At 70.6% G+C, this 21,497-nt stretch carries 16 protein-coding genes; 9 read left to right on the forward strand and 7 right to left on the reverse strand.

Annotated elements, in window-relative coordinates:
• Window positions 1–48 precede the first annotated feature (48 nt).
• From lpdA to B7K22_RS00715, 3 genes are read left to right on the forward strand one after another with little or no spacing between them, the layout of a single operon-like run.
• The gene (gene lpdA, locus B7K22_RS00705) at window positions 49–1,434 is read left to right on the forward strand and encodes a dihydrolipoyl dehydrogenase (protein ID WP_084037893.1); all 1,386 of its coding nucleotides are present in this window, start codon (window positions 49–51) and stop codon (window positions 1,432–1,434) included.
• A 20-nt stretch (window positions 1,435–1,454) separates the two neighbouring features.
• Entirely contained in the window at window positions 1,455–3,362 is a 1,908-nt protein-coding gene (gene sucB, locus B7K22_RS00710; protein WP_084037894.1) for a 2-oxoglutarate dehydrogenase, E2 component, dihydrolipoamide succinyltransferase, read from the forward strand.
• Window positions 3,363–3,371: 9 nt separating this feature from the next.
• Window positions 3,372–4,262, forward strand: coding sequence for a TIGR01777 family oxidoreductase (locus B7K22_RS00715; RefSeq protein WP_084037895.1), 891 nt, complete (start codon window positions 3,372–3,374; stop codon window positions 4,260–4,262).
• 12 nt (window positions 4,263–4,274) lie between these two features.
• Here the strand turns inward: B7K22_RS00715 and B7K22_RS00720 are convergent, their stop codons facing one another.
• Together B7K22_RS00720 and B7K22_RS00725 are read right to left on the reverse strand one after the other, a co-directional pair.
• Window positions 4,275–5,612, reverse strand: coding sequence for a hypothetical protein (locus B7K22_RS00720; RefSeq protein WP_084037896.1), 1,338 nt, complete (start codon window positions 5,610–5,612; stop codon window positions 4,275–4,277).
• A 48-nt stretch (window positions 5,613–5,660) separates the two neighbouring features.
• A complete protein-coding gene (locus tag B7K22_RS00725) occupies window positions 5,661–7,847 on the reverse strand; it encodes an MMPL family transporter (RefSeq protein WP_084039607.1) in 2,187 nt (728 codons plus the stop codon).
• Window positions 7,848–7,909: 62 nt separating this feature from the next.
• Between B7K22_RS00725 and lipB the strand changes: the two genes are divergently transcribed.
• From lipB to B7K22_RS00740, 3 genes are read left to right on the forward strand one after another with little or no spacing between them, the layout of a single operon-like run.
• Window positions 7,910–8,611 (forward strand): lipoyl(octanoyl) transferase LipB, encoded by a 702-nt coding sequence (gene lipB, locus B7K22_RS00730; protein ID WP_144276183.1) that lies wholly within the window; start codon window positions 7,910–7,912, stop codon window positions 8,609–8,611.
• Window positions 8,608–9,627 carry a lipoyl synthase gene (gene lipA, locus B7K22_RS00735; RefSeq protein ID WP_084037897.1) on the forward strand — a complete coding sequence of 340 codons (1,020 nt, stop codon included), beginning with the start codon at window positions 8,608–8,610 and terminating at the stop codon, window positions 9,625–9,627. Before lipB ends, lipA begins: the two co-directional genes overlap by 4 nt.
• 57 nt (window positions 9,628–9,684) lie before the next feature.
• Window positions 9,685–10,377 carry a DUF4191 domain-containing protein gene (locus B7K22_RS00740; RefSeq protein WP_084037898.1) on the forward strand — a complete coding sequence of 231 codons (693 nt, stop codon included), beginning with the start codon at window positions 9,685–9,687 and terminating at the stop codon, window positions 10,375–10,377.
• A 62-nt stretch (window positions 10,378–10,439) separates the two neighbouring features.
• On the opposite strand, the gene B7K22_RS00745 is transcribed toward B7K22_RS00740, so the two are convergent.
• Window positions 10,440–11,087 carry an HAD-IA family hydrolase gene (locus tag B7K22_RS00745; protein ID WP_234983246.1) on the reverse strand — a complete coding sequence of 216 codons (648 nt, stop codon included), beginning with the start codon at window positions 11,085–11,087 and terminating at the stop codon, window positions 10,440–10,442.
• Between the two features lie 7 nt (window positions 11,088–11,094).
• A complete protein-coding gene (locus B7K22_RS00750; RefSeq protein ID WP_084037900.1) occupies window positions 11,095–11,520 on the reverse strand; it encodes an RDD family protein in 426 nt (141 codons plus the stop codon).
• Window positions 11,521–11,707: 187 nt separating this feature from the next.
• Between B7K22_RS00750 and glnA the strand changes: the two genes are divergently transcribed.
• A complete protein-coding gene (glnA, locus tag B7K22_RS00755; protein ID WP_084037901.1) occupies window positions 11,708–13,138 on the forward strand; it encodes a type I glutamate--ammonia ligase in 1,431 nt (476 codons plus the stop codon).
• Between the two features lie 148 nt (window positions 13,139–13,286).
• On the opposite strand, the gene B7K22_RS00760 is transcribed toward glnA, so the two are convergent.
• Window positions 13,287–14,633, reverse strand: a complete 1,347-nt coding sequence (locus B7K22_RS00760) for a serine hydrolase (protein WP_084037902.1) — start codon at window positions 14,631–14,633, stop codon at window positions 13,287–13,289.
• 151 nt (window positions 14,634–14,784) lie between these two features.
• Here B7K22_RS00760 and B7K22_RS00765 point away from each other — a divergent pair, with 151 nt between their 5' ends.
• Together B7K22_RS00765 and B7K22_RS00770 are read left to right on the forward strand one after the other, a co-directional pair.
• A complete protein-coding gene (locus B7K22_RS00765) occupies window positions 14,785–16,443 on the forward strand; it encodes a glycoside hydrolase family 13 protein (RefSeq protein ID WP_084037903.1) in 1,659 nt (552 codons plus the stop codon).
• Window positions 16,444–16,592: 149 nt separating this feature from the next.
• Entirely contained in the window at window positions 16,593–17,633 is a 1,041-nt protein-coding gene (locus tag B7K22_RS00770; protein WP_084037904.1) for a LacI family DNA-binding transcriptional regulator, read from the forward strand.
• Here the strand turns inward: B7K22_RS00770 and B7K22_RS00775 are convergent.
• Both B7K22_RS00775 and B7K22_RS00780 read right to left on the reverse strand, forming a co-directional pair.
• Window positions 17,630–18,502, reverse strand: a complete 873-nt coding sequence (locus B7K22_RS00775; RefSeq protein ID WP_084037905.1) for a hypothetical protein — start codon at window positions 18,500–18,502, stop codon at window positions 17,630–17,632. The two genes, B7K22_RS00770 and B7K22_RS00775, sit on opposite strands and share 4 nt — an antisense overlap.
• Entirely contained in the window at window positions 18,499–21,492 is a 2,994-nt protein-coding gene (locus B7K22_RS00780) for a bifunctional [glutamine synthetase] adenylyltransferase/[glutamine synthetase]-adenylyl-L-tyrosine phosphorylase (protein ID WP_084037906.1), read from the reverse strand. Before B7K22_RS00780 ends, B7K22_RS00775 begins: the two co-directional genes overlap by 4 nt.
• Between the last annotated feature and the right edge of the window lie 5 nt (window positions 21,493–21,497).

Below are 21,497 nucleotides of genomic sequence, written 5' to 3' on the forward strand. Positions count from 1 at the left end.
CAGGTGGCAAGATGGGAAGCACCGACTTCCTCACAAGGAGACCACACAGTGACCGAGTCCACCCCTCGCTCGTTTGACCTGCTCATTCTTGGTGGAGGCTCCGGCGGTTACGCCGCCGCGCTCCGCGCCGCACAGCTCGGCCTCACGGTGGGCCTGGTCGAGGAGTCGAAGGTGGGCGGCACCTGCCTGCACAACGGCTGCATCCCGACGAAGGCGCTGCTGCACGCCGCCGAGCTCGCCGACAACGCTCGCGAGGGCTCCAAGTTCGGCGTGAACTCGACGCTCGAGTCGATCGACATGACCGTGGTCAATCAGTACAAGCAGGGCGTCATCGACCGCCTCTACAAGGGGCTGCAGGGCCTCGTGAAGTCGCGCAAGGTGGTGGTGATCGAGGGCCACGGCACGCTCGTGGGCCCCGACGCCGTCGAGGTGCGCGGCGAGCGCTACACGGGGAAGAACGTCGTTCTCGCCACCGGCTCCTACGCCCGCTCGCTGCCAGGTCTTGAGATCGGCGGCCGCGTGATGACCTCGGACCAGGCGCTCGCGATGGACGAGGTGCCCTCCTCTGCGATCGTGCTGGGCGGCGGCGTGATCGGCGTCGAGTTCGCCTCCGTGTGGAAGTCCTTCGGCGCGGACGTGACCGTGGTCGAGGCGCTGCCGCACCTGGTACCCAACGAGGACGAGGTCCTCTCGAAGGGCCTCGAGCGAGCCTTCCGCAAGCGCAAGATCGACTTCAAGGTGGGCGTGAAGTTCCAGGGCGTCGAGCAGACCGACTCCGGCGTCAAGGTGTCGCTCGAGGACGGCACCGTCCTGGAGGCGGACCTGCTGCTGGTCGCCGTCGGTCGCGGCCCCCGCACCTCGGGGCTCGGCTACGAGGAGCAGGGCGTGCGCATGGAGCGCGGATTCGTGCTCACCGACGACAAGCTCCACACCGGCGTCGCCAACATCTACGCGGTGGGCGACATCGTGCCCGGCCTGCAGCTCGCTCACCGCGGGTTCCAGCAGGGCATCTTCGTCGCCGAGACGATCGCAGGTCTGTCGCCCCAGCCGATCGTCGAGGCCAACATCCCTCGCGTCACGTACTGCGACCCCGAGGTCGCGTCCGTGGGCGTCACCGAGGCGAAGGCGAAGGAGATCCACGGCGACGATGCGGTGGAGACCCTCGAGTACAACCTGGGCGGCAACGGCAAGAGCCAGATCCTCGCCACCCAGGGATTCATCAAGCTGGTGCGGGTCAAGGACGGACCCGTGGTCGGCGTCCACATGCTGGGAGCTCGCGTTGGCGAGCAGATCGGCGAAGCACAGCTCATCGTCAACTGGGAGGCGCACCCGGAGGACGTGGCCCCGCTGGTCCACGCCCACCCCACCCAGAACGAGGCCATGGGCGAGGCCCACCTGGCCCTCGCCGGCAAGCCGCTTCACGCCCACGACTGATATCGGAGACAATCCTCATCATGAGCAACGACGTCACACTCCCGGCCCTGGGCGAATCCGTCACCGAAGGCACCGTCACCCGCTGGCTGAAGTCCGTGGGCGACACGGTCGAGGTCGACGAGCCTCTGCTCGAGGTCTCGACCGACAAGGTCGACACCGAGATCCCCTCGCCGTTCGCCGGCACCCTCACCGAGATTCTGGTCCAGGAGGACGAGGAGGCCGAGGTCGGAGCCGTCCTCGCTCGCATCGGCGACGAGGGCGAGTCGGGCGGCGAGCCGTCCGCACGCGCGGAGGCGTCGGCTCCTGCGGAGGCGTCGGCTCCCGCCGAGCCGTCGGCCGCCGCGTCGGCTCCCGCTGAGCCGTCGGCTGCCGCGTCCGCGCCTGCCGAGACCTCCGCGCCCGCGCAGGAGGCGGCGAGCCCCGCCGCGCCAGCGGAGCAGTCGGCGCCTGCAGAGGCATCCGCCCCGGCGCAGTCCTCTGCGGCAGCGTCGGCCGGCGGCGGGCAGGACGTGACGCTGCCCGCTCTGGGCGAGTCCGTGACCGAAGGCACCGTCACCCGCTGGCTGAAGTCCGTGGGCGACACGGTCGAGGCCGACGAGCCCCTGCTCGAGGTCTCGACCGACAAGGTCGACACCGAGATCCCCTCGCCGTTCGCCGGCACCCTCACCGAGATCCTGGTCCAGGAGGACGAGGAGGCCGAGGTCGGAGCCGTCCTCGCTCGCATTGGCGAAGCGGGCGCCGCACCCGCGCAGGCGTCCGCGCCCGCAGAGCCGTCGGCCGCTGCCGAGCCCTCCGCCGCTGCAGCTGCTCCCGCCGAGGCCTCTGCGCCGGCGCCGCAGGCGACGGCATCCGCGCCCGCGCAGGCAGAGCCTGCGACCTCCCCCGCCGCCGAGGCTGCCGCACCCGCATCGCAGGAGTCGGCGGCAGCTGCGGCTCCCGCCGCCACATCGGCCCCGGCTGCGGCCCCCACGTCCGGCGAGGCCGCCGCGGAGCCGTCGACAGGATCGGGCTACGTGACGCCGATCGTTCGCAAGCTCGCTCGTGAGCGCGGCGTCGACCTGGCGAGCGTGACGGGCACGGGTGTGGGCGGGCGAATTCGCAAGGAGGATGTGCTGAGCGCTGCCGAGGCTCCCGCGACGAGCTCCGCTCCTGCGCAGCCGTCCGCCAGCGCTCCCGATCGCGCCCCGGAGCCCCAGGTCTCAGAGCTGCGCGGCCAGACCATCAAGATGTCCCGCATCCGCAAGGTCACCGCAGACAAGATGATGAGCTCGTTGCACGGCATGGCGCAGCTCACGTCGGTCATCGAGGTCGACTGCTCGAAGATCTGGGCGCTGCGCGCGAAGTCGAAGGACGCCTTCCTCGACAAGCACGGCGTCAAGCTGTCCTTCCTGCCGTTCTTCACCAAGGCCGTGGCCGAGGCGCTCATGGAGCACGCCAATGTCAACGCCTCGGTGAGCGAGGACGGCAAGTCGATCGTCTACCACCCCTCGGTCAACCTCGGGCTCGCGGTCGATACTGAGAAGGGCCTGATGCTCCCGACGCTCCGCGATGCGGACTCGTTGACGCTCGCCCAGCACGCCCAGGGCATCGCGGACCTCGCGGACAAGGCTCGCAATGGCGGGCTGAAGGCAGACGAGATCTCGGGCGGGACCTTCTCCGTGACCAACACGGGGTCCGTCGGCACGATCTTCGACACCCCGGTGGTGCCGGAGCCGCAGGCGGGCATCCTGGCGACCTGTGCGATCGTGAAGCGTCCCGTCGTGGTCAAGGGCCCCGACGGTGACGACGTGATCGCCGTCCGGCCCATGTGCTACCTGCCGCTCAGCTACGACCACCGCCTGGTCGACGGCGCGGACGCGGCCCGCTTCCTGCAGACCGTGAGGAAGCGCATCGAGGCCGGAGCCTTCGAGGCGGACCTGGACCTGTAGGGCGCTGCGATGCGCGTCGTGGTCGCCGGCTCGTCCGGCCTCATCGGCACGGCTCTCAAGGAGTCGCTGACGGCCGACGGCCACGACGTGATCGCGTTGGTGCGCCGCGAAGCGCGCGGGGCCGACGAGTCCGCCTGGGATCCCCGCGGCGGCGCCGTCGATCACGAGCTCCTCGCGTCCGCGGACGTGGTGGTCAACCTGGCCGGCGCATCGATCGGCGACAAGCGCCTCACGGACTCGTATGCGGAGGTGGTGCTGCAGTCTCGCCTCGACGCGACGGGCACCCTGGCACGCGCGCTCGCCGCCGTGGAGTTCACAGGCCTGCTGCTGCAGGGCTCGGCCATGGGCTACTACGGCGACCGCGGCGAGGACAGCCTGACAGAGCGCTCCGGCGCGGGCACCACGCTGCTGGCGTCCATCGTGTCCCAGTGGGAGGCGGCCGCTCAGCCCGCACTCGACGCCGGTGTGCGCACCGTCTTCGCCCGCACCGGCCTGGTGCTGGCCCCGCATGGGGGGTTCGCGGAGCGGCTGCTGCCGCTTGTCAGGCGGGGCCTGCTGCGCTCGCTCGGCAAGGGCGACGCGTGGCACGCGTGGATCACGCTGCACGACCATATTCGAGCCCTGCGGTTCCTCGTCGACAGCGACCACGTGGGCGCGGTCAACGTGATCGCTCCAGCCTCGGTCCGCGACGCCCACCTGATCCGGGCCATGTCCGAAGCCGCGGGACGCTCCCCTGGCCTGCCAGCCCCTGCATGGGCCCTGCGGCTGGCGATCGGCCCCGCGGTGGAGGACCTGCTCTCGAGCCAGAAGGCGACGCCGGGGGTGCTGGCGCGCCTCGGTTTCGCGTGGGATCACCCGTACATCGACGCCGCAGCCCGCTGGGTGATCGGAGCTCGCTGAGAGCCCGGGCGCTCACGGCTCGCGCACCGCCTCCACCGTCCACCGTCCGTCCCATCGCAGGTGCAGGACGACGGACTCCACCGACGCCGCGACATCGGTCGTGCGTCCCGCCTCGATCACCCGGTGGGCGCCCAGGCTGTACGTCAGCGAGACCGTGGCTGCGCGCGCGGTGGTGTCCACCACCTCGACGCGCTCGATACGCGCCGCGAGCCCGGTATAGGTGAGCTCTCCCGCGTCGAGCGCGACGGCGATCCTCTCGATGCTCTCCGACAGTTCACGGGAGTCGGGCTGCGCTGCGGCAAGCCTCCGCAACTGCTCGCCGTCTCCGTCGCGCAGCGCACCCATACGTGCGAGCGTCAACGCGACAGCGGCACGCCCGGGATGCTCTCTGTCCGCGATGGCCGCCTCCGGCAATCCGGCGCGCGCGCCCATCGCGCGGGACCCACCGTGGCCGTCTGGCGCGGATGCCTGAGCCACGAGCTGCGCCGGAGCTGCGACCGTCGGAGGCTCACTGGTCGGGGCTGCGGCGACGGCGGCCGAGGACTGGGGAAGCACCGCGTCGACGGCCCAGGGCACGCCGACGACGATGGTTGCCGCCGCTGTGGCGACGGCGCCGGCCGCGAGAGCTCGCTCGGCAGTCCGACGCGCGCGCCACCACCGCCCGGCGGCGATGCGTTCGGTGCGGGGCGCGGCACGCGCACGCGCCGCCGCGATCACGTCCGCGCTGGACGGCACGCTCACGCGCGCAGGGGCGGCCAGGCCATCGAGCGCCCTGACGGCTACGTGGATGTCCGGGCGCTGGCGAGGGTCGGAGACGAGCAGCGGCGCCGTCCACGCCTCGACGATGGCACGGTCGGCATCGCCGACGGCCCATCGCAGCAGCGCACCGAACGAGTACACGTCGCCAGGGAGGGTCGCTCCCCCGACGCGCTCAGGCGCTCGAAACCCCGGCGTCCCGCTCTCGTCCTCGACGCATCCGGCGATGGTGTCGAGGAGCACCACGTATTCGGGACCGATGGCGACATTGGCCGGCGCGAGGTCACCATGCGCGAGCCCGGCCTCGTGCATCCGCGCGAGCCCCTCGCCCACGCCTCGGGCGAGCCACGCGCACTCGCCCACGGACAGCGGTGGACGCCGCATCGCCAGCTCCGCGAGATCGGGACCGTCGACCGCCGGCACGTTCACGAGCACCCTGCCGTGCGCATCGGCCCTCACGGATACCGGAGCGAGCACGCAGGCTGAGCGGATCGAGGCGAGGACGCGTGATCGCGCCCGCACCCGCTCGAGGAGGTCCGTGCCCTCGCCGACGGTGCGCGTCAGCGCGGGCCGTGCGCGGGAGTCGTCGTCCATGGGTCCACCGTGCCCGCCGCGCGGGCCCGGTGGACGTTTTCCACAGACTCAGTTCGGAATCCGCTTGGTCCACGGCCACCACACGGGGCGGCCGATGTCGCCGACGAGACCCGGCACCAGCAGCGACCGCACCACGAAGGTGTCGATGAGGACGCCCAGGCCCACGATCACCGCGATCTGTGCGAGGAAGATCAGCGGGATCACCCCCAGGGCGGCGAAGGTCGCGGCCAGCACGATGCCAGCGGACGTGATGACTCCGCCGGTCACGGCGAGAGCCCGCCTCACGCCCGGCCGCGTGCCGTGCTGCAGGGTCTCCTCGCGTGCTCTCGACATGAGGAAGATCGAGTAGTCCACGCCGAGCGCGACGAGGAAGACGAAGCCCAGCAGCGGCACCGCCGGATCCGATCCCGGGAAGTCGAGCACGTGGTTGAAGAGGATCGCGGAGATGCCGATGGTGGCGGCGTAGGACAGGATGTTCGCGAGCACGATGAGCAGCGGCGCCACGATCGCGCGCAGCAGCATCACCAGCACCACGAAGATCACGGCGAGGATGGTCGGGATGATCACGAGGGTGTCGCGCTGTGTGGTCAGTCGGGTGTCGAGCGACTCGGCGGCCTGGCCCCCGACCAGTGCCTCCTGCGACAAGGGATGAACGGCGTCGCGCACGTCCTGCACGATGTCCGCCGCCTCCGCGGAGCTCGACGAGACCTGCGTGACGGCCACCACCTCGACCATGCCGTCGACCACGATGGGGTCCTCGGGTCCCGCAGCCCCAGGAGGTGCGCCCTGCGCGACGGACGGGGTCAGCAGATAAGCCTGGTCGACGCCCTCCACGGCACCGGCGGCCTCCACAGCAGCGTCCGCCTGGTCCTCGGGTACGAAGATCCGGATCGGCGACGTCGCGCCCGCAGCGAAGTGGTCTTCGAGCACCTCGGTGCCCTCCACGGAGTCCACGCGCGCGGTGAAGACGTCGCCCTGTCCCAGGCTGCCGGTGTTGAAGGTGGGAAGGAACGCCGCAGCGATCACGAGCCCGAGCGCCGCGAGCGCCCACGTGCGGCGCGGGTGGGCGTCGACCCCGCGGGCGAGCCGTGGCCAGAACCCCTTGCCTTCGGACGGGTCGGCATGGACATCGGAGGACTCTGCGTTGTACCGCGGCATCGCGGGCCAGAACACGCCCCTCGCGTGCTTGCCGCCGATGAGCAGCAGCGCCGGCAGCAGCGTGAGCGCCGCGAACAGCGCTGATGCGATGCCGATGGCGCCCGCCGGGCCCAGCGCGGCATTGGACTTGAGGTCGCTGAGGAGCAGCACGAGGAGGCCCAGGATGACCGTTCCTGCCGACGCGGCGATGGGCTCGAGCGAGCGTCGCCACGCGTGGGCGAGCGCGTCGTAGGGAGACTCGGTGCGCAGCAGCTCCTCGCGGTAGCGCGCGACGAGCAGCAATGCGTAGTCGGTGGTGGCGCCCACGACCAGGATGAACATGATGCCCTGCGACTGGCCGTTGAGCGTGATGACGTCGGCGTCCGCGAGGGCGAAGACGGCCAGGATGGCGCCCGTCAGGGCGATGAGCGCGGTGGACAGGACGAGGAACGGCAGCACGGGGCTGCGGTAGACGATCAGCAGGATGACGAGCACCACGGCCAGCGCGACGAGCAGGAGGATTCCGTCGATGCCGGCGAAGGCCTCGAGCAGGTCGGCAAGCACGCCGAGCGCACCTGTGAGGTGACCGTCGAGGTCGGTGTCGACGTCGGCCCAGGTGGCACGGATGGTCTGGGCGACGAGTTCGCCGAGCGCCGCCTCTCCCACCGTCTGATCGACCAGCTCGGAGTCGATGCTGAAGGCGACCAGTGCCGCCTCGCCATCCTCCGACGGCACGACCTGAGGCGGAGCCTCGCTGGCAGGCGGAGAGAGCACGTCGCCCACCGTCCGGCCCTGCTCGTCGCCTTCGATCGGCGTCTCGACCACGTCGGCGACGAACTGCTCCACGGTCGCGAGGTCCTCCGGACCTGAGATGCCATCCACGACGAAGATCCCCGGCACCGCCTGAGTCGGCATGAACTCGGCCTGGAGCTCGGCCGCCTGGGTCGACTCCGCGGACGTCGGCAGGAAGGCCGCGGCGTCGTTCTCCTGCACCTCCGACAGCTTGCCGAACGTCTGCCCGCCGGCTCCGCCGATGGCGAGCCAGCCGACGATCACGAGAAGGACGAGAAGCGGCCTCAGCCACGCGCGCGAAGTCATCATCACATCCTGCCCTAACGTGCGAACCGTGCCGGTATTCCGTCGGGTTAGCCTGGAGCCCTATGGACGTCATCGACCTCGACCTCGGCGCGCGCCCGGTGCCCTACCAGGAGGGCTGGGACCTCCAGCGCGCGATGCACGCCGCTCGGGTCGCGGACGAGCGCCCAGACTCGGTGATTCTGCTCGAGCACGAGCCGGTCTACACGGCCGGGCGACGCACCGCGACGTGGGACCGGCCCGTGGATGGCACGCCCGTCGTCGACGTCGACCGTGGCGGCCGCATCACCTGGCATGGCCCCGGCCAGCTCGTGGGCTACCCCATCGTGCGCCTCGCCGAGCCCATCGACGTGGTGCGCTACGTGCGCAGCCTCGAGCAGGCCGTCATGGACCTGTGCGACTCCTATGGCCTCGAGACGATCCGGGTCGAGGATCGCTCGGGCGTGTGGCTTCCCGCGACGGGCTCCCAGCGCGAGCGCAAGATCTGCGCGATCGGCGTGCGCGTGGCCAAGGGCGTCACCATGCACGGCTTCGCACTCAATTGCGACCCCGCGCTCGAGCAGTTCGACCGCATCGTCCCCTGCGGCATCTCGGACGCTGACGTCACCTCCCTGTCGCGCGAGCTCGGTCGCCCCGTGAGGGTCGCCGATGTCCGCTCGCCCATGCTCGAATTCCTGGAAACCGTCCTGGCCCCCGTACGCTGGGAGACGTCGTCGCCCACAGGCGACGCAGGTCGCGTTCCCGATCACCCCAAGGAGACCGTGTGACCATCGCACCCGAGGGCCGCAGGATGCTGCGCGTCGAGGCTCGCAACGCGGAGACCCCGATCGAGCGCAAGCCCGAATGGATCCGCACCAAGGCGACCATGGGGCCCGAGTATCGGGACATGAAGGAGCGCGTCCACGGCCAGGGCCTTCATACGGTGTGCGAGGAGGCCGGCTGCCCCAACATCTTCGAGTGCTGGGAGGACCGAGAGGCAACCTTCCTCATCGGCGGCGCACAGTGCACGCGCCGCTGCGACTTCTGTCAGATCGACACGGGCAAGCCGTCGCCGCTGGATCGCATGGAGCCCACCAAGGTCGCGAACTCGGTCCAGCAGATGGGCCTCAAGTACTCGACCGTCACGGGGGTCGCCCGCGACGACCTCGACGACGGCGGAGCATGGCTCTACGCGGAGACCGTCCGCAAGATCCACGAGCTCAACCCCGGCACCGGTGTGGAGCTGCTCATCCCCGACTTCAATGCGGACCCCGACCAGCTCGCCGAGGTGTTCTCCTCGCGCCCCGAGGTGCTCGCGCACAACGTCGAGACCGTGCCGCGCATCTTCAAGCGCATCCGTCCCGCGTTCCGCTACGAGCGCTCGCTGCAGGTGATCACCGAGGCTCAGAAGGACGGCCTGGTCACCAAGTCGAACATCATCCTGGGGATGGGCGAGACCTTCGACGAGGCGATCCAGGCGCTGCAGGACCTCCACGACGCCGGCTGCGACCTCATCACCATCACCCAGTACCTGCGCCCGAGCCCGCGCCACCACCCCGTGGAGCGCTGGGTCAAGCCCGAGGAGTTCGTCGAGCTGTCCGACGCGGCGGAGGAGATGGGCTTCCTGGGTGTGATGTCCGGGCCGCTGGTGCGCTCGAGCTACCGCGCGGGGCGGCTGTGGGGCCAGGCCATGACGAGCAAGGGCCGCCCGATCCCTGAGGCGCTGGCCCACCTCGGCGAGCCCGTGGAGGCGCGCCAGGAGGCGTCGTTCCTGCTCAACCGCACTGCTCGCCCGGCCTGCTGAGGGAGCCCTGACCGCGCATCGGCCCGCGCGTGGCGAGCGACTACACTAGTCGCCATCATGGCTAAGGCACCCGAGAAGAAGCCGCGCTGGTACAAGCTGATCGCGCAGGCCTACACGTTCACCGCCCCCGAGGACAAGTGGCTGCTGCCGCTGATGATCCTGATCCCCGTCGCGATCATCGGGGCGTTCGTCGTGATCGGCCTGCAGTTCTCGACCATCGTGCTGGTGTACCTGATCATCTTCGGCATCCTGGTCGCCGCGCTCGCCGCGATGTTCACGCTGACGCGTCGCTTCGAGAAGGTGATGTACCGGCGCATGGACGGGCAGATCGGCGCATCGCTGTCGATCGCGCAGGGCATGCGTTCGAGCTGGCAGTTCGCCGATGACCCGATCTCGGTCGACCCGCGCGGCAAGTCCATCGTGTTCCGCGGGGTCGGCAAGGGCGGCGTGGTGCTGCTGGCCGAGGGCGGCAACGCGGCCCAGAAGCAGGTGGCGGCCGCGACGCGTCGCATCACCAAGCTGGTCCCCGGCGTGCCTGTCAACGCGATCTACGTGGGCAGCCACGAGGGCGAGGTGCCCCTCAAGGACGTGCCGAAGGCCATCAAGAAGCACAAGAAGGTCCTGGGCCGCAACGAGCGCGCGGCGGTCACTGCGCGTCTCGACGCCATCGGCGGCCAGAAGCTCCCGGTTCCCAAGGGCGTCGACCCCATGCGAGCGCGCCCCGACCGCAAGGCGATGCGCGGTCGCTGAGGCACCAGCGCGCGCCCGGCGCACGTGGCGGCCGATGCGCGGGGCCGGCACGCACGGCAGGGTCAGGTGGCGAGGGTGAGGACGAGGCTCTCGCCGTCGCGGCCGACCGTCACCTGGGTCATGTCCGGGACGCGGGGCAGACCGTCCGTGGCAGGCGAGCGATTCTCCCCCACCACCACGACGGCGCACCCGGCGACCCGGCCGGCGCCGATGCCAGCGTCGGTGTCCTCGAACACCACGCAATCGCGGGGATCGGCGCCGAGCTCCCGCGCGGCTCGCAGGTATCCCTCAGGATCGGGCTTGCCCGCGTTCACGTCATCGGCACCGATGAGGACGGCCGGAGGCTCGATCCCGACCGCCGCCAGTCGAGCGCGCGCGGGCTCGGCGAGCGCGGAGGTGACGACCGCCCACCTCTGCGTAGGCAGCGCGCGCGTGAAGCGCGCCGCGCCGGGGATCTCCACGACCTGGTGGAACCGGCTTGCCTCCATGTGATGGATGCGATCGATCCAGATGTCGATGTCCCGCTCCCCCGCGACATAGCGCGCGATCGTGTCGCGCGATGGCCGGCCGTGCGCGAAGGCGCGCACCTCCGTGCCATCGAGTCCCAGCCGGTCCGCGAACTCGTTCCACATCGCGTCGACCACGGCGTTCGAGTCGACGAGCGTCCCGTCCATGTCGCACAGCACCGCACGAACCCGCAGCTCCGTCACGTGCGCCTCACCGCGCCGCCCGGGCACGAGCCACGACGATACGGGTCCCTGCCGCGCTGTCGTGCAGACCCCTGCCCTCGCCATCCCAGACGACGGCAGGGATCACGAGCGCGAGCAGGACGGTGCGGATGAGCGCCTTGACGAGGCCCACCACGGGGGACCCGTCGACGCGGACCACCCGCATGCCCAGCAGCCGATGACCGGTGGTCGACCCGAGGGTGGCGACCAGGATGAGGTGCTGCGCCATCCAGATCCCGACGGTGGCCAGCGGCGCGCCGGCGACGAGCACACGCTCGACAGGGCTCAGCTCCGCCGCGGCTGGAACGGCGAAGAAGGCGGAGGAGATGAGCAGGCACAGCACCCAGTCGATGCCGACGCCGGCGAGCCTGCGACCGACGGAGGCGCGCTCACCATGGTCGGTCGCGGCTGTCACCGTTCCATCGTATCGAGGGTTCCGCTAGGGTCGGATGCGTCGCCTGGGGTCCGCCAGATGAAGCGTCGTGCTGTCCCGGACTCGCGTGAAACAGTTTCGTAACATGCCTTGAATCTGGGTGAAACTGCCGGACCCTATGGTGGGCACTGCTGTACCTGGCACCTATCACATTGCAAGGAGCAACCGGATGTTCAAGTCTGCCGAAGAGGCCATCGCTTTCGTGAAGGATGAGGCGGTCGAGTACATCGACATCCGCTTCTGCGACCTTCCCGGCGCGATGCAGCACGTCAACGTTCCCGCGGCCCAGTTCGAGACCGTTCTCGAGGACGGTGCCGCATTCGACGGCTCCTCGATCCGCGGCTTCCAGGCCATCAACGAGTCGGACATGAAGCTGATCGCGGATCTCGCGACCGCGTACATCGACCCGTTCCGCAAGGCCAAGACGCTCGTCATCAACTTCTCGGTGGTCGACCCCTTCACCGACGAGCCCTACTCCCGCGACCCGCGCAACGTCGCGATGAAGGCGCAGGAGTACCTCAAGTCGACCGGCATCGGTGACACCGCGTACTTCGCTCCCGAGGCCGAGTTCTTCATCTTCGACTCCGTGCGCTTCGACACCAATCAGCACGAGGGCTACTACCACATCGAGTCCTCCGAGGGCTGGTGGACGACGGGCGACAAGACCGACCTCGACGGCACGCCCAACCGCGGATACAAGACCCGGTTCAAGGGCGGCTACTTCCCCGTCTCCCCCGGCGACCAGCTCGCCGACCTGCGCGACGAGATCTGCACCGTGCTGGGCCAGGTTGGCCTTGAGCTCGAGCGCGCGCACCACGAGGTGGGCACCGCCGGCCAGATGGAGATCAACTACCGCTTCAACACGCTGCTGCACGCTGCTGACGACATCATGAAGTTCAAGTACGTCGTCAAGAACGTGGCCTGGAGCGCCGGCAAGACCGCGACGTTCATGCCCAAGCCCCTGTTCGGGGACAACGGCTCGGGCATGCACGTGCACCAGTCGGTGTGGAAGGACGGCTCGCCGCTGTTCTACGACGAGGCCGGCTATGGCGGCCTGTCGGACACCGCCCGCTGGTACATCGGCGGCATCCTCAAGCACGCCCCCGCGCTGCTCGCCTTCACCAACCCCACGGTCAACTCGTACCACCGCCTGGTGCCGGGCTACGAGGCCCCGGTGAACCTGGTGTACTCGGCTCGCAACCGCTCCGCCGCGGTCCGCATCCCGATCACCGGCACCAACCCCAAGGCCAAGCGCATCGAGTTCCGCGCCCCCGACTCCTCGGGCAACCCCTACCTCGCGTTCGCGGCGCTGCTCATGGCGGGCCTCGACGGCATCAAGAACAAGATCGAGCCGCCGGCTCCGATCGACAAGGACCTGTACGAGCTTCCCCCGGAGGAGCACGCGCAGATCCCGCAGGTGCCGGACAGCCTGTCGAAGGTGCTCGACACGCTCGAGGCGGACCACGCGTTCCTCACCGAGGGCGGCGTGTTCACCGAGGACCTCATCGCCGAGTGGATCGACTACAAGCGCTCCAACGAGATCGACCCGCTGCGCTTCCGTCCGCACCCGCACGAGTTCGAGCTGTACTACGACGTCTAAGCAGTAGCGCACCCGCACGAAGGGCCGTCCCCGCGAGGGGGGCGGCCCTTCGTCGTTGCCGGTCACCCGGGTCCTGGTAGGCAGTGACAGCCGTCCCCGGCGCAGGGGCTGGCGCCCAGTGCGTGCGGGAGCGCAGCTCCCGTCCGAGTCAGCGCAAGGCGTCGATCACCAGCGCCGCCGTCGAGGCGAAGCGCTTGTCATCGGTGGCCGGCGTGAAGCCCAGCCTCGCGATCACGAGGTCCTCCGAAGGCACGACGATCACCCACTGACCGTCGTGGCCGCTCGCGTGATAGGCGTCGGCTGGGAGCTCGGGATCGACGAGGCTTCCATCCGGGCGGGCGTTGGCCCACCAGCCTGAGGCGTAGCCGTCCGACCCACGCTCGATCTGGGCGTCCACCGCCACCGTCGACTCTGCGATCCACCCCTCGGGCAGCAGTCGCTCGCCGTTCCACATGCCGTCCTGGAGAGCGAACTGGCCGATGCTCGCCCAGTCCCGCGGCGTCGCCCACATGTACGAGCTGCACACCGGCGTGCCCGTGGCGTCGGCCTCCATCACCGCGCTCGCGAGACCCAGGCGATCGAACAGCTCGCGGCGCGGGGCATCGGCCAGTCCACGGGTCTCGGTGATGATGTCGCACAGCACCGTCGTGGACCCGCTCGAGTACTGGAGGTAGGTCCCGGGCTCGTGCGCAAGCGGCTGCGACGCGACGTACGCGCCCATGTCCGGCTCGTCATAGAGCATCTGGGTGATGGGCGTGCCGAGGTCATACGTCTCGTCCCACGCGAGCCCGCTCGTCATCTGCAGCAGGTGGCGGATCGTGATGTCAGCGCGACCGTCCGTCCACTCCTCGCGCAGCTGATCGTCGTCGAGCGACAGCTCCCCCTGCTCAACGTACCGACCCACGAGGAGGTTCGTGACCGACTTGGTCATCGACCAGCCCAACTGCGGCGTGGACTCGTCGAAGCCATCCGCGTAGCGCTCGGCCACCAGCTCGCCGTCCTTGAGCACCACCATTCCTCGGGTCCCGAGCGCCGCCCGGTCCTGCTCGGTCAAGTCGTCGCCGAACCCATGCGCGATGGCGGCCGTGAGCTCCGCGTCGGTGCCAGGCGTGAGCGCGAGGTCGGCGTACGGGTTGGGCGCGGCGGTGACGACGGTCGCCTCTCCCCACGGCTCCGGCCTCTCGGGGGCGACGGTGCAGCCGTAGCCTGGCACGAGCCACGCACCCTGGGACGCGACGATCCCGAGCACCGAGGCTCGCGCACCGTCGCTGTCGGGCGTCATCCCCACATCCAGCACGGGCACCAGCGGGTTGTCGGGAAGGTCCGTCTCGGGGTTCGTGCGTCCGGCGATGTTCTCGACAGCGCACGCGTTGTGCGCTGCGTAGCCGGTGCCGGTGCCGGTGAGGAGCAACGGTCGCGCGTACACGTAGGCAGCGGCTGCTCCGACGGCGAGGACGGCGACCGAGGCGATCACGATGGTGCGCTTCCGTGGCATGCGGCTCTGCTCCAGGGTGCGGCGGCCGTTGGCCCGGCTCACACCGCGTCGTGCGAGTGGCGAGCGCACCCGGGCGCCCGTGGGACCGCCCCAGGGTACGCGATAGCCGCGCAGTCGATGTGCACCGTCCGGCGTGCCTACGATGGACGGCATGACCCACCCGACCTCATCCGACCAGGCCCGTCCGACCGAGTGGTGGAGGACGGCGGTGATCTATCAGATCTATCCGCGGTCGTTCGCGGATGCGTCGGGTGACGGGATCGGGGACCTGGCGGGCATCACGGCGCGGCTGGACTCGCTTGCGGCATTGGGCGTGGACGCGATCTGGCTGTCGCCGTTCTACACCTCGCCCCAGAAGGACGCGGGCTACGACGTGGCCGACTTCACCGACGTGGACCCCCTGTTCGGCACGCTCGCCGACTTCGATCGGATGCTCGAGCGCGCCCACGACCTGGGCCTGCGCGTGATCGTCGACATCGTCCCCAACCACACCTCCGACGCCCACGCCTGGTTCCAAGCCGCCCGCGCATCGGCCCCAGGCTCACCTGAACGCGCCCGCTACATCGTGCGCGACGGCCGCGGCCCCGAAGGCGAGCTGCCACCCAACAACTGGGAGTCCGTGTTCGGCGGCCCGGCCTGGACCAGGCTCGACACCACCGACGGCAGCCCCGGCCAGTGGTACCTGCACCTGTTCGACTCCTCCCAGCCCGACCTGGACTGGACCAACGAGGAGGTGCGCGCCGAGTTCGACCGCATCCTGCGCTTCTGGCTCGACCGCGGCGTCGACGGCTTCCGCGTCGACGTCGCCCACGGGCTCGCGAAGCATCCTGACCTTCCCGACTTCGTCATCAGCGAGGACATCGACTCGATGGGCGCAGCCCAGATGGGTCACCCCGCATGGGCGCAGCAGGGAGTTCACGAGATCTGGCGGCGCTGGCGCTCGGTGGTCGACGAGTACGACGGCGACCGCATCCTCACGGCGGAGGCGTGGGTCGAGCCGCTGTCGGAGATGGCCGCCTGGGTGCGCCCGGACGAGATGCATCAGGCCTTCAACTTCCCGTACCTCATGACGCCGTGGGACGCGGACGCCGTGCGGACGGTGATCGACGACTCGCTGGCCGCGTTCGCCTCCGTCGGCGCGCCGAGCACTTGGGTGCTGTCCAACCACGACGTGATCCGCCACCCCTCGCGCCTGGCGCTGACGGTGCCGAGCCCGCAGGGCCACGGCATCGGCCCGGACTCCCCTGGGCTGCCCGACCCCGCGGTCGCGCAGATGCGGGGGCGAGCAGCGACGCTTCTGATGCTCGCGCTGCCGGGCTCGGCCTACCTGTTCCAGGGCGAGGAGCTCGGGCTGCCCGAGGTGCTCGACATCCCTGCGGACCGTCGCGAGGATCCCACCTTCCACCGCACCGGGGGCGAGCGGTACGGCCGCGACGGCTGTCGGGTTCCGCTTCCGTGGGAAGCCGATGCGCCGGCGTTCGGCTTCTCGCCGAGCGGTGAGTCGTGGCTCCCCCAGCCCGGTTGGTGGGGCGAGTACGCGCGAGACCGGCAGGAGGGCGACCGCGAGAGCTCGCTCGAGCTCTACCGGGCCGCGCTTGCGGCTCGGCGCGAGCACGGCCTGGCATCGGCGTCGCTCTCGTGGGAGACGACCGATGGCGACGTCCTGATCGCACGGGTGGGCGACGTGATGGTCGTGTGCAACTTGTCGACGTCGCCCGTCGACCTGCCGGCGGGCGAGGTCATCGCCGCGTCCGAGCGGCTCGACGACTCGCTGCCGCCCAACGCCGCCGCCTGGCTCCTGACCACCTGAGCAGCGCGCCGCCGACTCGCGTCGGTGGCGACTGGGTCGCGGTGCGTCCCGGCGAGCTGGTGCTCTCCTCGAGTCCCGTGACCGATACGATTCCGGCAGACACCTGCGTCTGGATGGTCCTCTAGCCCACGGCGCCCGAGGAGGAGACGATGGCGAAGATCCAGAAGGTCGCGGAGCTCGCCGGAGTGTCCACCGCCACCGTGTCGCGCGCCCTCGCGGGCAAGGCGTCGGTGTCGCCGGCGACGCGCCTGCGCGTCGAGGAGGCGGCCAAGGAGCTGGGCTACGTGGTCTCGGCGAGCGCCTCGAGCCTCGCCTCCGGCCGCACGCGCAACGTCGGGATCGTGACGCCTCAGCTCGACACGTGGTTCTACATGAAGGTGCTGAGCGGCGCTCAGCACGCGCTGCTCGACGCAGGCTACGACCTCACCCTGTATCACCTCGACGCGAACCCCGACCCCGACGTCTCTTCCGAGACGAATCCTCGGCGTCGCCGTCTGTTCGAGGAGTTCCTGCGGCGGAAGCGCGTGGACGCGCTCATCGCCGTCAGCCTCGAGCTCGACAGCGCAGAGGTGGAGAGCATGCGCGGGCTCGGCAAGCCGGTCGTCGGCGTCGGCGGTCCCCTCCCTGGGGTGCACACGCTGTCGATCGACGATCACGCCATCGCCCGACTGGCCACCGACCACCTCGTGGGGCTCGGTCACCGCCACATCGCGCACATCTCGGGCGACCCGGACTTCGAGCTCGACTTCCACCTCCCCGCTTCGCGGCGCGCGGGGTATGAGGAGGCGCTCGCCGATGCCGGCATCGAGGCCGACCCGCTCATGCTGCGCGGCGCCGACTTCACCATCGCGGGAGGCTACGACGCCACCCTCCAGCTGCTCGGCGACCCCCGCGTGCATCCGACGGCGATCTTCGCGGCATCGGACGAGATGGCGATCGGGGCGATCCTCGCCGCCCGCGACCTGGGCAAGCAGGTTCCCTCCGACCTGTCCGTGGTCGGCATCGACGGGCACGACCTCGCCGAGTTCTTCTCCCTCACGACCATCGATCAGTTCTCGGAGCTTCAGGGACGGCGAGCTGTCGATCGGGTGCTACGCGAGCTCGGATCGGGATCCACTGACCCGGAGCATGAGGCTCTGCCGTTCGAGCTGGTCATGCGCCGGTCGACGGCGCCGCCGCCACGGGCCTAGCGGCGGCGGCCCCACGCCGCGGCGAGCGCCGCCGCCAGCAATGCCGCCACGAAGGCGCCAGCCGCTGCCCACAGCGATCGCTCCACGATCACCGGAGCGGCCTCCTCCGTCAGCGCGTCGCGCCACAGGCTCCCGTAAGCACCATCCACGGCTCCAGGCACGAGCCGGAGGATGGTCTCTGGTCCGAGCACCGTGATCACCCCGGCCACGATCAGGCAGGCGACGGCGAGAGCGAGAAGCGCCTTCGCGGGGAACCACCGGCGCCGGTGCGAGACGAGAGCGCCCACCCCGAGCACCGCGAGCCCGCTCCACACCCCCCACGCGGCGAGCCACGCCACGGGACCATAGGCCGCGCGCACGGCGTCGAACCGGTCGGCGCTCAGCACCTCGACGGCGACGGGCGGCACCGCAGTGTCGGGCACGACGTCGCCGATGACCGGGATGTCATCGATCCGAGCATTCACGGCGCCAGAGACGTCGACGTTCAGGACCAGCGGGGCGCTCTCGCGATCCGGATCGGTGAGCGCGGCGGCGAACTGCTCGTGCGCGGCGTCCGCCTCCTCGAGCAACGCATCGCGGAAGCCCTCGGACTCGACCGCGGACTCGAGCGCGCCGCCGATCGCGGACTCGATGAGCGGGCCGTCGAGCGCCACACCTGCGTCCGCCAGAGCGTCGAGCGCCTGCTCCGTGACCTGTGCCGCGACCTGAGAGCGCACGGCGTCGGAGTCCATCGCACGCTCGGCGAGCGCGCGCACAGCGTCGCCGTCCTCAACGGCCCGGACCACGATCGAGCTCACTGCGCCGGCGACGACGAGCAGCACGCCGGCGAGGATGCACAGCGCCGAGACGAGCGTCCGCAGTCCCCTCATCCGCCGTCCTCCCATCCGAAGAACACCCGCTCGGTGACGGCCCTGGCTCTGCGCGTCGCGCGGCCATATCGGTCGAGCAGCTCCGCGCCCGTCTCCGCAGAGTTCATGATCTCGGCGTAGACCCGCAGCTCGCGCATGTCGCCTGGCAGCACGTCCGGCGTACGGGAGCGGCCTCGCAATGCGATCGCGCCGCGCAGGTCAGTCGCGAGTGCCCAGGCCCGCTCGAGAACCAGGGCATCCTCAGCCGACAGGAGGCCCTCATCGCGCGCGACGCCGAGTGCCTCGAGCGTCCGAGTGGTGCGCAGGCCTGCGACCTCATGAGCATGCTGCAGCTGCAGCAGCTGCACCGTCCACTCCACGTCCGACAGACCGCCGGGGCCGAGCTTCAGGTGGCGGTGCGGGTCCACGCCACGCGGGAGCCGCTCCGCCTCCATGCGCGCCTTGAGGGTGCGCATCTGCTTGAGCGCGCTCGCCTCCAGCGACTCGGGATAACGCACCGCGTCGATCATCGCCGTGAAGCGCTCGATGAGGTCGGGGTCCCCCGCGCATGGCCGCGCGCGCAGCAGCGCCTGTGCCTCCCACGGGTCCGACCAGCGCCCGTAGTACTCCGTGCTGGACGCCAGGGAGCGTGCCAGCGGACCGTTGCGTCCCTCGGGTCGAAGGTCGGCGTCGACCTCGAGCGCCGGCTGCGACATGGGCGACTTGAGAAGTCGCTGCACCGTCTGCGCGACCTTCACGGCGAGGCCCGGAGCGCGGTCATTGTCGCCGTCGAACACGAACTGCACGTCGGCATCGGACGTGTACCCCATCTCCTGGCCGCCGTAGCGGCCCATGGCGACGACCGCGAACGTCAGGGGCAGCTCGTCGAGGCCCTCTGCCCGCGCCACGACAGCGCGGGCGATGCGCACGGCGCCAGCGATCAGCACGTCAGCCGCGACCGTCACGGAGCTCGCCGCCTGGACCGAGTCGATGAGGCCGAGCACGTCGGCGGCGGCGGCACGCGCGAGCTCTCGACGTCGCAGGCTCCGCAGCGCCGTGATGCACTGGTCGGCATCGTCCGATCTGGTCAGGATCGCGTCCGCCTCACGCGCGAGGCGCTCGGGGGCACGGGGGTGGAGCTGTGCAGGGTCGCCCAGCCATGTCACGTCCTCGGCGGATGACAGCAGCGCGTCCGTCACGTAGACGGACGTGGACAGCAGCCGCGCGAGACTCTCGGCCGCGGTGCCCGAGTCCCGGAGCATCTTCAGGTACCAGTGAGCATCGCGCAGGAGCTCGGACAGCCTCCTGAACGCGAGCAGGCCCGCGTCGGGATCCGCTCCCTGCGCGAACCAGCCGATCATCGCCGGCAGCAGCTGGCGCTGAATCGAGGCGCGGCGCGACACGCCCTCCGTCAGCGCCGTGATGTGGCGGAGCGCCGCCTGGGGGTCGTCGAATCCCACGGCGGACAGGCGGTCGCGAGCCGCGACGTCGTCGAGGCTGGCCTCGTCCGCGCTGAGGGAGGCCACGACGGGCAGGATGGGCCGGTAGAACATGTCGAGGTGCATGCCGCGCACATCGCGCCTGGTGTCCTGCCACACCTCGTCCATGTACTCGACGGTCGCGAAGCCGGAGGCGCGCGCGAGCACGCGCTTCGCGTCGGCGTGCTCCGGCATCAGGTGGGTGCGCTGCAGCTTGCGCAGCTGCAGGCGGTGCTCCCACACGCGCAGCTGCCGGTACGAGCGGTCCATCTTGGCGGCATCCGGTCGGCCCACGTATCCTCCTGCTCGCAGCGCCGAGAGCGCCTCGAGCGTGGTGCGCGAGCGCAGGGACTCGTCGTGGCGCCCGTGCACGAGCTGCAGCAGCTGGACCGTGAACTCGACGTCGCGCAGCCCGCCGGGGCCGAGCTTGATCTGTCGGTCGCTCTCGTGCGAGGGAACGTGTTCCTCGACGCGCTTGCGCATCGCCTGCGCGCTCTGCACGAACCCCTCGCGCTCGACGGCCTTCCACACCAGCGGGCTCATGGCCTCGACGTACTGCCTGCCGACCTCCGCGTCGCCCGCGATCGGCCGGGCCTTGAGCAGCGCCTGGAACTCCCAGGTCTCCGCCCAGCGCTCGTAGTAGGCCAGGTGCGAGGAGACCGCGCGCACCAGCGCGCCATCCTTGCCCTCCGGCCGCAGGTTCGCGTCCACCTCCCACAGGGCGGGTTCCGCTCCCGGCCGGTCGCACGCCCTGGACGCGGCGCTCGCGAGCCGGGTGGCCACCTTCGTGGCGCGTGCATCGTCGGCGCCCTCGGCTGGCTCGGCGGCGAAGATGACGTCGACGTCGGAGACATAGTTGAGCTCGCGGCCGCCGCACTTGCCCATGCCGATGATCGCGAGTCGGGTGAGGGCATGGTCGGGCTCGTTCGCGCGCGCGATCGCGAGCCCGGCCTCGAGCGCCGCGCCGGCGAGGTCGGCGAGCGCCGCCGCGACGTCGGGAAGGATCGCCGTCGGCTGGGCCGCGAACAGGTCCTCGGCGGCGATGCGCATGAGCTGGCGTCGGTACGCGATGCGCATCGCACCCACCGCGTCGCCATCCATCGTCGCGACCGGCGCGTCGTGATCCGGGTCGGCGCCCACGGCCGCGAGCAGCACCCGGCGCTGGTCGACGGCGGTGAAGGACTCGTCCTCGGGCCACTGGGCGAAGTCCGCGATGTACTCCGGGTGGCGCACGAGGAAGTCTCCGAGCGCGATGGACGCTCCCAGCAGCACGCCCAGCTTGGCCCCGGCTCGCGTCTCGCGCAGCTCGACGAGCGAGTCGAGCACGCCGGCGTCGCGAGCGGACTCGGCGACGCGCAGCAGCTGCAGGAGTCCCGCGTCGGGGTCGGCGAGATACGACAGGGCGGTCGCTGGATCCTCGAGCGTGGCGCCGGTGATCTGCCCGAGCTCGGACAGCAGCGTCTGGGCCCGCGAGGCGTCGGCGACGCCCGCGCGCCGCAGCCGGGTCGCGAAGGAGACCTCGCGCGTGCTCACGTCAG

Origin of the sequence: Demequina sp. NBRC 110053, from assembly GCF_002090095.1 — a bacterium.
Lineage (GTDB): Bacteria > Actinomycetota > Actinomycetes > Actinomycetales > Demequinaceae > Demequina.

Bases quoted from the DNA above. Each gene is read 5' to 3' on its own strand.
- sucB (WP_084037894.1), top strand. From the start codon at position 1,455: ATGAGCAACGACGTCACACTCCCGGCCCTGGGCGAATCCGTCACCGAA.
- B7K22_RS00715 (WP_084037895.1), top strand. From the start codon at position 3,372: ATGCGCGTCGTGGTCGCCGGCTCGTCCGGCCTCATCGGCACGGCTCTC.
- B7K22_RS00720 (WP_084037896.1), bottom strand. From the start codon at position 5,612: ATGGACGACGACTCCCGCGCACGGCCCGCGCTGACGCGCACCGTCGGC.
- B7K22_RS00725 (WP_084039607.1), bottom strand. From the start codon at position 7,847: ATGACTTCGCGCGCGTGGCTGAGGCCGCTTCTCGTCCTTCTCGTGATC.
- lipB (WP_144276183.1), top strand. From the start codon at position 7,910: ATGGACGTCATCGACCTCGACCTCGGCGCGCGCCCGGTGCCCTACCAG.
- B7K22_RS00740 (WP_084037898.1), top strand. From the start codon at position 9,685: ATGGCTAAGGCACCCGAGAAGAAGCCGCGCTGGTACAAGCTGATCGCG.
- glnA (WP_084037901.1), top strand. From the start codon at position 11,708: ATGTTCAAGTCTGCCGAAGAGGCCATCGCTTTCGTGAAGGATGAGGCG.
- B7K22_RS00760 (WP_084037902.1), bottom strand. From the start codon at position 14,633: ATGCCACGGAAGCGCACCATCGTGATCGCCTCGGTCGCCGTCCTCGCC.
- B7K22_RS00765 (WP_084037903.1), top strand. From the start codon at position 14,785: ATGACCCACCCGACCTCATCCGACCAGGCCCGTCCGACCGAGTGGTGG.
- B7K22_RS00770 (WP_084037904.1), top strand. From the start codon at position 16,593: ATGGCGAAGATCCAGAAGGTCGCGGAGCTCGCCGGAGTGTCCACCGCC.
- B7K22_RS00775 (WP_084037905.1), bottom strand. From the start codon at position 18,502: ATGAGGGGACTGCGGACGCTCGTCTCGGCGCTGTGCATCCTCGCCGGC.